Raw genomic sequence first — 13,461 nt, 5'->3', positions numbered from 1 at the left:
GGAGCTTTTTGCAGCACTTCTCGCAGAACGATTTACGCCACTACGGCAGATCGAGGACATCCGCGCCCGTGCGGTCATATCGCACCCTCCTTCCTTGTGTCTCGTAGTCGATGGGCAGCTCACGCTCGATATGGATGGCCACCGGCTGGCCGGGCGGCACGTACACGGCATCGAAGGTCTGGCCGAAGCGCTCCTGCACCCACTGGCGCACGTCGGAGACGCCACCGGCCAGGGCCTGGCTGGCCGCATAGCGGCCGGAGCTGCCGGTGAGGCCGCTGACCACGCCGCCGCTGTCCACGCTGGTGGTGACCTCGCCCATGGCGACGGCATTGGCGCTCTGCTCGGCGGCGCCGAGGATGAAGCTGGTCAACAGGAACTGCTGGGCATTGGTCTTGCGATCCCCGGGGATGCATGGCAGGCCCCGCGGGTCGGACAGCCAACCGATGGTGGTGCGTCCGGAGCCGTCGCCGGAATTGACGTCCTCCGGGGCCGGTAGGGTGCGCACGGTGCCGTCCTCGAAGACGAAGGTCATCGAGTTGACCTGGCCGCGCACGCAGGAGAGCGTCCAATCCCCTGTCGCCGTGCCGCTGACAATGGCGCTCTCCACCTCAGGCAGGGTGATGCCGTTGGCGGTGAGGTTCTCGCGGCCGATCACCACCTTGAACGGATAGGGGTCGTTGACGGTGCCATCGATGGGCACCCGGCCCAGCAGCGCCGTCATGGCCACCGAGCCCATCAGGGTGGAGTTCTCCGGCAGGGTGTAGACGGGCTCTACGCTAGCTTCATCGGGGCGTCCGGTCACCCGGCTCTCCACCGCACTGGAGCCGCGCCGGGCCGCCTCGCCCAGCTCACCGGCGGCCTCACCGAAGCGGGTCGGGAAGGTGGTCTCGCCGCGCCCACGTTCGTCCTCCTGGGCGTCCAGGGGCTCGACCCAGGTCAGCGCCTGCGCCGAGCCGGGGCCCGAGTAGGCCGTTCCGCTGGGGCCGCCGCCGCCCTCCAGGCCCAGGCCGATGGGCAGGTCGTCGTCGCGCTGCCCGTCCACCTGGCGGCGCAGCTGGTCCAGCTGACGCTGCAGGGTGCCCAGCATGGAGCTATCCGGCTGGGACTGGCCAATCTCCTGGCGCAGCCGTTCGCGCTCGCGGCGCAGCGCCTCGTCGATGGCGCCGTCCACGTCCTGGTTGCGGGTCATCAGCCGCTCGTTCTGGTCGCGCAGCGCCTGGGTTTCCGCCTGGGCCTGCTCCAGGTCGCGACGCATAGCCTGCACGTGGCCGACCAATGTGGCCACGGTGTCCCGCGGGGTATCCCCCTCGATGCCGAGCGCCTGCAGCTCGTCGTCGCTCAGGGTCAGCGTGGGGTCTGCCTCGGCGGTCTCGGCGTCCGTGCCGGCATCGCCGCCGCCGCTCAGGCCGCGCACCACGATCAGCAGCACGATCACCAGCAGCGCCGGGACCAGCACCTTCAGCAGGGTGTTGCTGCGCAGGGTCATGAGGTGCCCTCCTCGGCCTGATCCATCTCCTCCAGCGGTATCAGCGCCCTGTCCAGGCCGCCGCGCCGGGTGACCAGGAAGACCGTGGTGGTGTCCTCCACGGAGCCCCGCGGGGCCAGGTAGGGGTGCATGAAGGTCGCGGAGTAGAAGTCTCCCTGCAGCCAGCGCGGGTCGAGCTCGAAGGCGCGTCGCCGGTCGTTGTTCTCGAGCTTCACCGCGGTGACCGTCCAGCCATCGAGCCGCCAGGCGCCCAGGGGCGTGGCGGTCACCGGCAGCGACGGCAGCAGGGTGCCGAGCGACTCGGGCAGCCGCATGGGCACGCGCGAGACGCCGCGCAGAGGCTCGATGGTCCGCTGTGGCGCGTAGAGAGACTGGGCGGCATGCCGGGTCAGCAGCACGGGCACCGGCGTGGCGGTGGCCCGCTGAGCGTCACCGCCTGACGCCTGAGCCGAAGGCCGTGACGCCTCTGACGCCTGCGCCCCGCTGCTTCCCGTGGACGAACCCGATGAAGCATTTCCACTGGCCGGCGACGCCTCGCGGCTGTCCACTACCAGGATCTCCTCGCCGCTGGCCCCTTCGCGGGCCGAGAGGTCCAGCAGCAGCACATCCCCGCTCTCCACGTCCTGTACCCGCACGCGCTGGGTCTCGAATGCCTCGAAGGCCTTCAGGTAGAGCACGCCCCCGGCACTCTGGACGCGCAGCACCTCGGGGTTGGCCAGGGCCGGCGGCAGCCCCACCCGCACGTTGCGGTCCAGGGTGACGATGCGCTCCTCATCGACCGGCAGCGGGATCTCCAGGGGACGGCGCTCCCAGTGCATGATCTCCACCGCCAGGGCGTCGCCGGCCAGCATCGCACTCGCCAGGCAGGCCAGTATCACGCGCTTCATAGCGGGTCTCCTTCCTCCTCACGGCCGGGCACCGCCAGGCGCTGCGGGGTGCCCTCGAAGCAGTCCACCTGCAGGCCCCAGGGGTTGCGCTGGGGATCCACGTCGGCGCGCACGATGCGCAGCGGATAGCGAATGAACAGGTCGCGCACCGGCGTGCCGGCGTACTGCTCGTCGATGGCCATATCCAGGGTCACCACCCAGGCATCGCGGCTCAGCACCTCGACGGCACTGGCGCGATAGCCGCGCCCGGGGATCTCGTAGATGCCGCGCACGCGCCCGGAGAGCTCTTGACGGCGGTTGCGGGTCTCGTAGTCGTTGTCCAGGTAGCGCTGGCAGGAGGGGGTGAGAAAGGGCGAGTAGGCCTGCAGGTTGCGTTGATAGTCGCTCTGGCCGTCGGAGGGCCAGCGGTTGATCTGCTGCCAGACGTAGAACCCGAAGGCGTAGACGCTCGAGGGGTCGACCTCCCACCAGGCGCGGGTGCTGCCGGAGCGCAGGTCGGGCGGATTGTGGATGGTTAGGTTCTCCGGGGCCGACTTCCAGCCCCACCACAGGCCGGCGCTCAGCAGGGCCAGCACCGCGATGACCAGGCGCAGGGTGGTGATATGAGCATCCCGGGCGCTCAGGGCGTGACGAAAGCGACTCATGGCCGTCCTCCCGGCTGGTAGCGCATCCGCCGCCGCGAGTAGGGGCCGGAGCGGGTGATCAGGGTCTCGCCGCCCCATAGCCGTATGCCTTGCCGGGCCAGGCGGAACTGAAGGCTGCGATAGAGCCAGGAGGCGGGACGGCCGCGACGCAGCCGCCGCATGACGGCGCCACCGAAGTAGAGCGCCATGCCGGCACAGGCGAAGGCCACAGTGGGCACCATGGCGATGGCCTCCAGCAGCCAGGCGCCGATCGCGCCCGGCAGCAGGCCCGCGGCCAGGCCGCCCAGGGCCATCATCCCAACCTCATGCCCAGTCATGCCCCGGAACACCACCGGCGCGGCGTTGAGGCGGGTCGGCAGAAAGTCGAGACGGTTGGCCATCAGAGGATCTCCGACGCCTTGGTGGCCAGCCAGATGATGGCGATGATCAGCACCACCCCCACCACAACCACCACGCCGAACTTCGACCATTCGCCGCGCACCCGGGCCTCGTTGAAGGTGGCAATGGCGGCGATGGCGACGATCAGGAAGGCCACCGTGGCCAGGATCAGGCCGCCCAAGGCGCCGAAGTCGAACAGGTAGTTCTGCAGAGTGGTGAGCAGGCCATCCCCCTCCCCTCGCGACGGTGCCTCCATGGAGGGCAGCCCCTGCGCCATGGCCTGGGCCGGCAAGAGCCCCGCCGCAGCAAGCGCGGCAAAGCCCCGGGGCTGGGCATGAGCACGAGCACGAGCACGAGAGAAGAGTGAACGCACGGTAGTCATAACGAGCTCCTTCTTGAGTAACGAATTGCTGAATGACGCAGGGTTCGAGGCCGGTGACCTCATAGGAAAATCCAGAACATCACCACGACCAGAAAGACGGCGCGCAGGGCGGCAAAGCCGAAGTCGTCGCCGCTGACGCGCCCCTTGGCATAGCCTCGGTAGGAGGAGATGGCGCTCCAGCACGCCCAGAGCAGCACCACGGTGCAGCCCACCCCGGCAATCAGGATGCCCAGAGGCGGCGCCTCGAAGCCGGCACCGGCGGCGAAGGCCTCCATCAGTACCGCTCCCGCAGGTAGTCGCCGGCGAGCGGCGCAGGCTGCCGAGGCGGCAAGCGAGGCGGCTCGAGCACGTCATCAATGCCCTCGGCCACCGCCTCGAGGTCACGGCGCAGGCGCGGCACGTCCAGGAAGACGCGGGTGGTGTGGGGGTCGAACTCCCCGACGCGGCCCTCGAGCCGGTCCACAATGCGCTGGATCTGGGCCAGCTGGTCCTGGATCAGGGCCAGATCCTGGCGGGCGATCTCATCGCGCAGGCCATCGCGCTCGGCGGCATGTGCGATACCGAAATGGGCGGTCAGCAGCGTCAGGAGCAGGGGCGTCAGGGCCCGTGGCAGGCGGCGAAGCGTCATGGCAAGACAGTCCATCCGTTGGCTGGCATTGCCGTCATCCTGTCGCCCGCCGGGGTGCAGCGCAGCAGGAAACCATAAGCGCCGCACACGACGTTTATCTCTGCCCGCTCAACACCCTGGACACGCAAGCACCGGAGCCCGTGAAGGCTCCGGACGATAACCGAGAGGCCGCGGAAGGTCCGCGACGTGGGGCCTCAGAGGTACTTCTTGAAGCTCCCCGTGGCGATGCTGACCAGCAGGCCGAAGAGCGCTGCGCAGGGCAGCAGGAAGGCGTTGGGGTGGATGGCGAAGGGCACGCTCAGGTAGAGCAGCCAGCCCACCACGAAGACCGGTGTGATGGCTCGCTTGGCATGGTGGTAGATGAAGGCGGACTCGCGCCCCGCACCGAAGCGGCGCAGGTCGCGGCGCACCAGGCCGTCGACGAAGCCGACCAGGGCCGCCAGGGCGAAGAGCGGCGAGGTCAGCAGCAGGATGACCACCCGGGTCAGGGTCATCAGCGTGACGTAGAGCGCCGCCTGCACGTAGACATGCAGGGTGCCGAGCCAGCCGCCGTGATGGGCGCTGGTCTCGAGCCAAGCCGAGATCCCGCTCCTCACGAACAGCCAGTCATAGGCTCGGCTGACCGCCCCCGTCGCCAGGGCGACCGGGTCCGAGACCAGCAGCGAGCGGGTGAAGGTAGTATCCAGCCGGGCCACCTCCGCTTCCAGGGTCTCCAGGGCGTGCTGGGCCCCGGGCTGGCTCCACCACTGCCAGTAGATCCCCGCCCACTCGATCAGCACCGACATCAGCAGCGAGACCACCAGCACCGCCATGATCTGAAACGGCAGGCCGAACAGCGTGGAGAGCCAGCCGCGTCGGGTTTCCTGGGCGCGCTCTGCCGTGGCCATCTCAGTGCACCCTCACCGGCGTCAGCGAGCAGAGCAGCGACCAGCGGCGGTCGTGGTAGTGCAGGATCAGTCGCCCCTCATGGGGGTGCTCGCCCTGCTCCCACACCGGCGAGAGCCCCTTGCGATAGGCGCGCTGGGTCAGCTCGATGCGGTCGATGCCAATGACCACGTAGTCGAGCAGCCCGTACAGGGCCGGCGGCAGCTCACTCAAAGAGCCGCTCTCCAGGGCGACGCTGGAGACGATGGCGGTTGCCGCGGTATCAGGCGTCATGGGCGTTGTCTCGATGTTCATCACGGTTCTCCCTCTCTTGGGCCAACGGCCACTCGTCGAGCAGCTGATCCTCGGCCTCCTCCCCCTGCCGGCGCACCTTGGCCTCGTCCTTGTCATGCTCCTCCCTTCGGGCTTCTGCCTGCGCAGGCGGCGGCTCCTGGGCATCGCGGGCCCGCACCGGGAGCTCGGCCCCTAGCTCGCCCAGCTCCAGGTTCACCGGCGGCGGCATCACCGCGGTCCACCACTGCTCGCCGGTGGTGTAGTCGCGCTTCATGCGCTCGGCGAGCTCGGCGATGCTGCCGGGGATGTCCTCGTGCCTGTCGGGTAGCGGCAGCGGCATGCGCACCTTCCAGAGCTGGCCACCCTCGAGCAGGGCGAAGGCCTGCCCCTTGGGCAGCGATACCACGTCGGCAGGCTCGATCATCGGCACCTGCACGGTGCTGATGCGGTCGCCGCCGGAGCTGGTGAAGTCGATATCGTTGGCGATGTCGCTGGAGTCGGAGGCCATGCTGACCAGCATGCGGGTGGCCACGTTGACCTGGCGCAGCTGCCGGGTCAGCAGCTCGGCGGTCTTCTCCTCGCGCACCCGCAGCATCACCAGGTTGTTGAAGTTGCCCACCACCTGGCCAGCCTTGGCGGCGTTGCCGATGCGCGCCTCGATGTCGGAGAGGGTCTGGGTGTAGGCGGTGACCTGGATGCCGGCACCGCCCCCCTTGTTGATGAGCGGGATGAACTCGTCGCCCATCAGCTCGTTGAACTCGTCGCAGTGCAGGTTGATCGGCACCTTGCCCATGCGCTTGCCGTTCACCGCCGGCAGGCCGTCATCGATGCCGTGCTTGTAGATATGGCCGGCCACCGAGACCAGGTCGGCGAACATGGAGTTGCCCACCGCCTGGGCCACCTCGAAATCAGACATGGCATCCAGGCCCACGTAGACGATGCCGCGTTTGCGGATGATCTGCTGCCAATCGATGATCGGCCGAGGGTCTTCGATGTCGTCGTAGTCCGGCGAGAGCAGCTCGGCGATGCGTCCGGTGGTCAGCTTCTCCAGCAGCGGCAGCAGGCTCGCCACGATCTTGTCGAAGTAGGTCTTATCGTAGCGCACGGCGCTGCGCAGCCCCTCGAGCACGGCGTCCACCACCTTGACCTGCTGCAGGTACTGCTCGATGGCCACCACCCGCTTGTCGCGGCCCTGAAACTGGCGGGGGATGTTCTTGTCGTTGAGCTTGCCCTCGATGGTGGTGATACGCTCCCAGGCGTGCTGGTCGTGGCGGGTCAGGGTCTGCTGGGCGTACTCGATCATCAGGCCGTCGATGTTCACCACGTCCGAGAGGATCTGCTCGTAGGTGGGACGCTGCCCCAGGGCATGACGGGCCCGGGCCACGATGTTGACGAAGCGCCAGGCGAACTCGCGGAAGGCGGCGCTATTGCCCTCCCCGGAGAGCTGGCCGGCGAGCCGGGTGGCCACCTCGGAGATGCGCCCGAAGCGGCCCACGGCGTTGTAGCGCGCGGAGATATCCGGCCAGCCCAGGTGGAAGACGTAGAATGAATCGCCACGGCCCGCCCGCTGCGCCTCGGCATACATGCGGATCATCAGGTCGGCGTCGCCCTTGGGGTCGAAGGCGATCACCACGTCGCCGCGATGGATGTCCTGAGTGATCAGGATCTCGGCGAGCCGGGTCTTGCCGACCCGGGTGGTGCCCTCCACCAGGGTGTGACCCACCCGTTCCCCCAGGGGCAGGTAGACGTCGCGCTCCTTCCACTCCACGGCGTGCAGTGCCGCCATGCCGCCCACCGGCGGCAGCGGGCGCACAGGATTCCAGGGCACATCCGCGGCGAGCAGCTTCACCAGCGGCCGACCGGCCCCATAGCGCTCCAACCGGTTCTCCAGCTCCCGGGCGACGCGGTAGGCGGGCCCCGGGCGCAGATAGCGCTGCACGTGGGGCTGCTGGCTCTCATGCAGCCGCTGGGTGTGGCGCGCCTCCCACTTGAAGCCCTTGCCCATCCACAGCAGCCGCTGGCTGACCGGGATCTGCCGGCTGCGCAGCGCGAAGCGCGGCAGGCGCTTCATATTGCGGCGGTAGCGCAGCACCACCCAGGCCTGCCGAGCCCGCAACAGCCCGAAGGCGGCAAAGCCCGCCGCCATGCCGTAGCCCACGCTGGGCGACAGGGCCAGCGACCAGGGTGCCATGATGCAGAGCACCGCACAGGCCAGGCAGACCAGGGCGGTGTTGAGCTCTACCGCCGGGCGCAGCAGCGCCTCCAGGGGGTGTGTCTGGTTCATCGCGCGCTCCTACTGCTCCAGCCCCTGAGACGTCACCAGCACCGGGTAGTGGGCCAGGCCCAGCCGACCGGCCAGGTCGTCCCCCGGCGTGGGGCGCAGCTCGAGCCCCGGCGCCGCCTCGCGCAGGCGCTCAAGCCCCTCGGGTGTGGCCACCTCGACGATCAGCCCCACCGCGTTGAGCTCGCGCAGGGTCTCCCCGCGGGCCTCCAGCCAGCGAAGCGACAGCGCATCGTCGCCGACCAGGAAGAAGGGCGTCATGTGGCTCGGCAGCTCCAGCGGTCGAAAGCGCACCTCGCCGGGCGACAGCCGCTCGCTGGTCACCGGCAGCATATCCGCCTCGCTGAACGCCACCGGCGCACGCGTATCCGGGGCATAGCCCTCCTCCTCCGGCACGTCGGCCATGCCGATGGCAACGAAGTAGGGGCGGGCCGGCTCCCCGCCATGGTCGGCAAGCACCTCCAGGGCAGGCCGCTCGGCTAGGGACATTTCGGGCATCGTCTCCGCCTGGGCAATGGCGGCAAGCAGCCCAAGGAGCCCACCCATCAGAGCGGGTAACGTCCAGCGGCAGAGATTACATTTCATCATCGGTCGACTCTCCCTTAGTTGGCTGCCAGCTGCCGCTGGCGAGACGCTTGCAGCCGCTCGAGCTCGGCGGCGACGAGGCGGCGGTAGCGGGCCGCCGGCTCTCCGCCAGCGGGACGGTGGTAGCGCCCGGCCGCCTGCACCCAGTCGCCGGTGACCTCGAAGTGGCCGCGCAGCAGGCGGGCCGCCTCCTCCAGGTTGGCGTAGGGGTCCAGGGCATCGCAGGGGTGGGGAAAGCGTTTGCCAGCGCCGAACAGCTGCGGCTGCCAGCGCACGTTGAGCTGGGCGATGCCCACGTCCACGACGCGGGTTTCCTGAAGGGCCAGCACCAGGGCATCGCAGGCCGCCTGGCGAGTCGCAAAGTGGAAGCCCTCCCCCGCCACGTTCAGGGTCCAGGGCCAGGGCCGGCGCCCCACCTTCAAGCTGACTACCGATTCCGCCGTGGCCACTGCATAGAGCACTTCTGGCGGGACCTGGTGCAGGCTTGCGGCGTCGAAGTACGCAGGCGGTACTACGGTGGCATTCGCCAGCGATGACACCACCGCCAGACCACAGCCAAGCGCGCAGCCCATCACCAGGCGTCGGCATGCTGTCAGCCTCATACCCCCTCCTCACCTCGGGTAGACCTGCGGCAGCGACCCCATGGTGATGCCGTGCTCGGGGTCCGGCTGGCCGTGGTTGAGGGTGATGTCCCGCGCCCGCACGCGATCCGCCGGCACGCCCGCGCGGCGGGCCCAGTCGCGTATCACGGCGTCGTCGCCGTCGCTGTCGAGCACGAAGATGTCCATCTGGGCGCCCTGGGCCAGCAGCTCGCTGACGGTGCTGTCGCAGCGCTCGCACGCCTCTACTGCCACATACACCGTCAGGCGCGCCTGCAGCGCACCCTCGTCGGTGAAGTGAAAGGCGTTGCGCGGCCGCAAGGTGAACTCATCCACCGGCATCTCGTCGGGATAGAGGCGCTGCCAAGCCTCGTCGTAGGCCCGCTGGAACGCCAGCTCCCGCTCGGTGCGCTCGCGCTCCACGGCCACCAGCAGCTCCGCATAGCGGCGGCGCTCCTCGGCGCTGCGCGCCTCCACGCCCAGGGCGGTGATGGGATCGAGGTTGGGCGACCAGATCCCTCGCGGCCCCTCCATCAGCGTCTCGTAGCGCTCCCAGTCGCGCTCGGTCAGCCTCCAGGCCTCGGCCCGCTGCGTGCGCGTGGTGGTGCGCTCGCTCTCGAGCAGCCGCTGGGCCTCCTGAATCACGGCGGAGGCATCGGGGCGATGCTCCATGGTGGACTGGGCAGTGGACTGGGCAGCGGCCTGGCTGGCCAGCAGCGCCACGGCAACGGTCATCGCGGCAAGCACAGCAGGTTTCGGGTTTGTCATCGCAGGATCTCCGGTGGGCTCAGGGAATCTGGACGTCGACGGAGCGGCCGTTGCGGCTGAAGACGGCGTGGGTGCCGCGGATACTGGTCAGCTCCCAGCCATCCTGGCGATCCCCGACGCCCAGCAGCCGGATATCCCGCAGGCTCGACAGGCCGTTGGGCGAAACGCCAACGTAGGGGCGCCCGCCCCGGGACTCGACGCCGGTGACCTGGAACGGGGGCGACGGCGGGGCCGCTGGCCGCGGCGCCTGGCGGGAAGGTGCCGGGCGTGGTGCCGCCTGCCGGCTCTGCTCGAGGCGCTTCTCCAGCGTCTGGATCTGCTCGTTCTGGGCGGTGACGCGCAGGTTGAGCTCGCTATCCAGGTGGCTCAGCGTCTCGGATAGCTCGGCCAGGCGGGGCTCAAGCGGATCCCGCTGTTCCAGCTGCGCCTGTGCGGCGGTGATATCGGCGGCATTCTCCAGCCCGCGCTGCTCGGCTCGCTCGAGACGCTGGTCCAGCTCCGCCAGGTGCTGCTCCAGCACCGTCTGCTGCGATTCCACTCGGGCGAGCGCCTCCTCCAGCGGTACCAACGCCTGCTGCACCTGGGACTGCACCAGAGATTCCACCGGCACCTCCTCAGGCGCCGGCCTCAACAGCAGAGCCCCCGACACCACAGCACCGGCCAGGCTGACCGTCAGCAGACCGTAGAGGGTCTTCCTGCTGCCCTTCCCTGCCCCGAACTTGCGGCGACGCTGCGGCTCCGTCGGCTTGTGGTTGGGCGACAGCTCGGTAGGCTCACGCATCGCTCACCTCCGCCACTGCTTCGTTGCGCTCGTCACGGCTGTCGTCGCCGTGCCCCGGCGCATAGCGGATATCCCGCACCTGGTAGCAGACCTCTCTGGCGACAGGGTCGACCTCCAGCTCCCAGGCGTCGCCGCCCAGCACCTGAAGGGCTTCGCGCAGCGGCATCGGGCCCAGCCGGTAGTGGGCCGCCGGCAGCGGCTTGCGGTAGAGGGTGCGCTGAGCGGGGCCGGGCGCGGGGCAGAGCGAATAGCCGGTATGGCGCAGGGTGTGATGCAGCGCATCCTCCACAGTGGTGGTCATGGATGCCGGAATGCGCACGTCGATGGTCTGCTCCAGGAGGTAGCGCTGACCCAGCGAGGCCTGAGTGGCCACCAGCTGGTAACGCCCGGTGCGAATGACCTCAACGGAGGGCAGTTCGTCGCTGTAAATGTCCGGAGTCACGGCCTCGGTCGTCGGCGGGTTGGGGCCGGTGACCACGGCCCGATGCCGCTCGCCGTCCACGTCGAAGTACGGCAGCGAAAGCACCAGAGAGTCGGCGTTCGAGGGTTCAGGAGCCTGTTGCGGCTGATGCGCACAGCCCGCCAGCAGCGTGGTGGCGATCAGCGCAGCGATCGAGAGGGTGGGAAGGTTGAGCATGCGTTGCCTCAAGGAGTCCATTCAATGGCGTTGAGGCAGGAGGTTCTCGGGTTTGCGGGGGCGGGTCGATTGGAAAGCGTAATCAGGCGGGGAAAGGAAAAACGCCCCGGAATGGGGCGTTCTTCGCAGGTTGGGAATCGTCAGTGCCTTGGCATGACGCTGAGCGCCTCGAGCTCTCGGCGCACATAGGGTCGATAGTAGTGGTCCAGAGCCAGCTGCAGCCGCACGCCTGCCGCCTGCTCGCGAAGCCAGCGCGCTGCGCTGACGTTGTCTGCCAGGGCAATCTCCTCCCTGGCCCGCTGCTCCAGTGCCTGCTCGCGCTCGCGTAGCGCAGACGCTTCCTGAACGGTGGGCGGCATGAGCCACTCGAAGGCACCCGTCGTAAAGCGTGCTGCTGCCACAAGGCGACCGTACCGGTCTCGCACCTCGGCGTGAGACAGCATGACCTCCGGGCCGATATGCGCCAGAAGGTCGGGCTCTGCATGGACGATCTCGGTGACCGTCGCAAAGCTGCCAGCGTCGATGACGGTTGTCTCCTCGAACCAGGGGTCCGAGGGAGCGGTATCGTCATACTCCCAGCGCGTGCCATGCACCGTGAGACGAAACTGCTCGCGCAGCACCGCCTCCCGAATCAGCGCACCTTCGACCGCATAGGGATTAGGGACAAAGTGTTCCATCGTGGTTCTCCCGTTCATAACAGCGCCGGGGAGAACCTTCCCAGCGGGGAGGCATTTCCCCGGCTGGGTGGCGATGAGTAATGTGGTTAGTCGAGGGGCAGGCCTGGCCATTTACCCCCTTGAGTCAGGATGAGCCGGATGCTGCCATCCGGGTCGTCGTGGCTATACTCGCCCCAATAGCGGGCGCGGTAGTGAGCCTTGAGATCCATGCCGCGATCGATGCACTGCACGAAGGCGTACAGCCTTCCGGCACTCTCGCTCAGGATGTAGAAGCAGGTCGGATCTCGCGGATCGTAGAGCAGTTGGTTAACTTCCACTCGCATTGTCTTCTCCAGCGGACTGTCATCGCCGAGAAGAACCTCCCCGACGGGGAGGTAAATCCCCGGCTGGGTAGGTTGATGGAAGCGCTGTGGATCAGTGCATAGCCGGCGAATCGAAGGAGCCGGCCGCTTCTCCCGCATGGGCAGCGGCGTAGCCATTGCCGGTTTCAGACGGCTCCGCTGAGGCAGCGGATCTGTCGTTGCCGGCAGTCTGCTCTTCGCGGCGGGGCGCCTGGTAAACCATCTCGCCGTTCACCTTGATCCAGCTGATGAACAGAAGGCGCGCCTTGAGACTGACGCCGGTCTGGCCCGCCTTGTCGCCTCTGGAGTAGACGAAGGTGTCCGTCCAGAGGTCGCCAAGCTTGAAGCCCACCAGCACCTTGCGGCCCTGATACACCGCCTGGCGGCAGCGTTTGACGAGCGCTTCGGCCTCACGGCCGCTGATCCGACAGTCGAAGCGGGTATAGCCCACATCGTCCGCGGGGCCATTCAGGGCGGCGATATCGCATGCCCAGAACGCGTCTCCACGCTTCGGCCTGACCTCTCGGATGCGGTTGAGATAGCCAAGGCCGGTGATATGCAGATCGAAGAAGCCAGTGGTGGCACTCTGGTGAGTGGAGTTCGTCATGGAGTGTCTCCTCGGTGGGTTGCGGTGTGCGCCCGGAAGACACTCGCCCCCTCTGGGAAGTCGAGTGGCTTCCCGGGTGGGCAATGGGTGGTTTCAGACGCTGGCTCAGCCCATCAGCACGCAGTGGTGCCGAGCGCCCGCCAGGTTGGTGTGGCAGCAGTCGCAGGATGATGTCGAGAATGCTTCGTCGTGCTCGCTATCGCCGACGACGAGGGTGTTCCCGTCACGCTGCGCTGCGTAGATGGACTCACGCACTTCCCTTTCGCGGGCGGCAGCGCTCTCCTCATCCAGGAAGTGATCCAGCCCGGTGGCATCGTCATTGGCGATGATCATCAGGCAGTCGTCACAGACCATGACATGGTCGTCGACAATCGTGGCCATGGGGTCTTCCTCCAGGTTCCAGGGGGTCCGCCCCCTGGGGAGGCATCTCCCCGAATGGGTGGTAATCGCAGTGGCATCCAGCCCGAATGGGCGGCCTCGTCTCGGGATGCGCGAGGCCTTGGGTGATGGCGTACCGCCAAGCGGCGCACCCTTGAAACGCCCGGGTGCCTGGGGTGTCTCGGTTGGAACCGGTCGAGACCACCGGGCCGCCAGCGGCGGCACTTGCCCACTGGAAGGCTGC

At 68.2% G+C, this 13,461-nt stretch carries 18 protein-coding genes and 1 pseudogene; all 19 read right to left on the bottom strand.

Annotation, left to right across the window (positions count from 1 at the left end):
- Positions 1–40 precede the first annotated feature (40 nt).
- The 19 genes and pseudogenes from NHL60_RS01400 to NHL60_RS01310 all read right to left on the bottom strand — a co-directional run bounded on the left by NHL60_RS01400 (position 41) and on the right by NHL60_RS01310 (position 13,220).
- Positions 41–1,486, bottom strand: coding sequence for a TIGR03752 family integrating conjugative element protein (locus NHL60_RS01400; protein ID WP_253447987.1), 1,446 nt, complete (start codon positions 1,484–1,486; stop codon positions 41–43).
- On the bottom strand, positions 1,483–2,373 hold the full coding sequence (locus tag NHL60_RS01395; RefSeq protein ID WP_253447984.1) for a TIGR03749 family integrating conjugative element protein: 891 nt from the start codon (positions 2,371–2,373) through the stop codon (positions 1,483–1,485). The genes NHL60_RS01400 and NHL60_RS01395 overlap by 4 nt, the downstream gene beginning before the upstream one ends.
- The gene (locus tag NHL60_RS01390; RefSeq protein WP_253447981.1) at positions 2,370–3,017 is read right to left on the bottom strand and encodes a PFL_4703 family integrating conjugative element protein; all 648 of its coding nucleotides are present in this window, start codon (positions 3,015–3,017) and stop codon (positions 2,370–2,372) included. The genes NHL60_RS01395 and NHL60_RS01390 overlap by 4 nt, the downstream gene beginning before the upstream one ends.
- Positions 3,014–3,397, bottom strand: coding sequence for a TIGR03750 family conjugal transfer protein (locus NHL60_RS01385; RefSeq protein ID WP_253447978.1), 384 nt, complete (start codon positions 3,395–3,397; stop codon positions 3,014–3,016). Before NHL60_RS01385 ends, NHL60_RS01390 begins: the two co-directional genes overlap by 4 nt.
- Complete coding sequence (locus tag NHL60_RS01380; protein ID WP_253447975.1) at positions 3,397–3,777, bottom strand: TIGR03745 family integrating conjugative element membrane protein; 381 nt, start codon at positions 3,775–3,777, stop codon at positions 3,397–3,399. The genes NHL60_RS01385 and NHL60_RS01380 overlap by 1 nt, the downstream gene beginning before the upstream one ends.
- 59 nt (positions 3,778–3,836) lie before the next feature.
- Entirely contained in the window at positions 3,837–4,052 is a 216-nt protein-coding gene (locus NHL60_RS01375; RefSeq protein ID WP_096655021.1) for a TIGR03758 family integrating conjugative element protein, read from the bottom strand.
- Positions 4,052–4,405, bottom strand: a complete 354-nt coding sequence (locus NHL60_RS01370) for an RAQPRD family integrative conjugative element protein (RefSeq protein WP_253447972.1) — start codon at positions 4,403–4,405, stop codon at positions 4,052–4,054. Before NHL60_RS01370 ends, NHL60_RS01375 begins: the two co-directional genes overlap by 1 nt.
- 194 nt (positions 4,406–4,599) lie before the next feature.
- Positions 4,600–5,292, bottom strand: a complete 693-nt coding sequence (locus NHL60_RS01365; protein ID WP_253447969.1) for a TIGR03747 family integrating conjugative element membrane protein — start codon at positions 5,290–5,292, stop codon at positions 4,600–4,602.
- Position 5,293: 1 nt separating this feature from the next.
- A complete protein-coding gene (locus tag NHL60_RS01360) occupies positions 5,294–5,584 on the bottom strand; it encodes a hypothetical protein (protein WP_133066809.1) in 291 nt (96 codons plus the stop codon).
- A 217-nt stretch (positions 5,585–5,801) separates the two neighbouring features.
- Positions 5,802–7,847: pseudogene (traD, locus tag NHL60_RS01355) on the bottom strand (type IV conjugative transfer system coupling protein TraD); the annotation flags it as partial.
- 9 nt (positions 7,848–7,856) lie between these two features.
- On the bottom strand, positions 7,857–8,432 hold the full coding sequence (locus NHL60_RS01350) for an integrating conjugative element protein (RefSeq protein WP_253447963.1): 576 nt from the start codon (positions 8,430–8,432) through the stop codon (positions 7,857–7,859).
- Between the two features lie 14 nt (positions 8,433–8,446).
- Entirely contained in the window at positions 8,447–9,031 is a 585-nt protein-coding gene (locus NHL60_RS01345) for a transglycosylase SLT domain-containing protein (RefSeq protein ID WP_253447960.1), read from the bottom strand.
- Positions 9,032–9,040: 9 nt separating this feature from the next.
- Positions 9,041–9,796 carry a TIGR03759 family integrating conjugative element protein gene (locus NHL60_RS01340; protein ID WP_253447958.1) on the bottom strand — a complete coding sequence of 252 codons (756 nt, stop codon included), beginning with the start codon at positions 9,794–9,796 and terminating at the stop codon, positions 9,041–9,043.
- Positions 9,797–9,815: 19 nt separating this feature from the next.
- On the bottom strand, positions 9,816–10,577 hold the full coding sequence (locus NHL60_RS01335) for a hypothetical protein (protein WP_253447956.1): 762 nt from the start codon (positions 10,575–10,577) through the stop codon (positions 9,816–9,818).
- Positions 10,570–11,214 (bottom strand): PilL N-terminal domain-containing protein, encoded by a 645-nt coding sequence (locus NHL60_RS01330; RefSeq protein ID WP_253447953.1) that lies wholly within the window; start codon positions 11,212–11,214, stop codon positions 10,570–10,572. Before NHL60_RS01330 ends, NHL60_RS01335 begins: the two co-directional genes overlap by 8 nt.
- 140 nt (positions 11,215–11,354) lie before the next feature.
- Positions 11,355–11,891, bottom strand: coding sequence for a hypothetical protein (locus NHL60_RS01325; RefSeq protein WP_096655003.1), 537 nt, complete (start codon positions 11,889–11,891; stop codon positions 11,355–11,357).
- An 86-nt stretch (positions 11,892–11,977) separates the two neighbouring features.
- The gene (locus tag NHL60_RS01320) at positions 11,978–12,214 is read right to left on the bottom strand and encodes a hypothetical protein (RefSeq protein WP_253447951.1); all 237 of its coding nucleotides are present in this window, start codon (positions 12,212–12,214) and stop codon (positions 11,978–11,980) included.
- Between the two features lie 91 nt (positions 12,215–12,305).
- The gene (locus NHL60_RS01315) at positions 12,306–12,839 is read right to left on the bottom strand and encodes an STY4534 family ICE replication protein (RefSeq protein WP_096654998.1); all 534 of its coding nucleotides are present in this window, start codon (positions 12,837–12,839) and stop codon (positions 12,306–12,308) included.
- Positions 12,840–12,944: 105 nt separating this feature from the next.
- Positions 12,945–13,220, bottom strand: a complete 276-nt coding sequence (locus NHL60_RS01310) for a hypothetical protein (protein WP_253447948.1) — start codon at positions 13,218–13,220, stop codon at positions 12,945–12,947.
- Positions 13,221–13,461 lie beyond the last annotated feature (241 nt).

The sequence above is a fragment of the Halomonas sp. Y3 genome, from assembly GCF_024137965.1.
GTDB classification, from domain to species: Bacteria; Pseudomonadota; Gammaproteobacteria; order Pseudomonadales; family Halomonadaceae; genus Halomonas; species Halomonas mongoliensis.
Note: the sequence above shows the minus strand (reverse complement) of the source record. Positions and strands in the feature narration are given on the sequence as shown.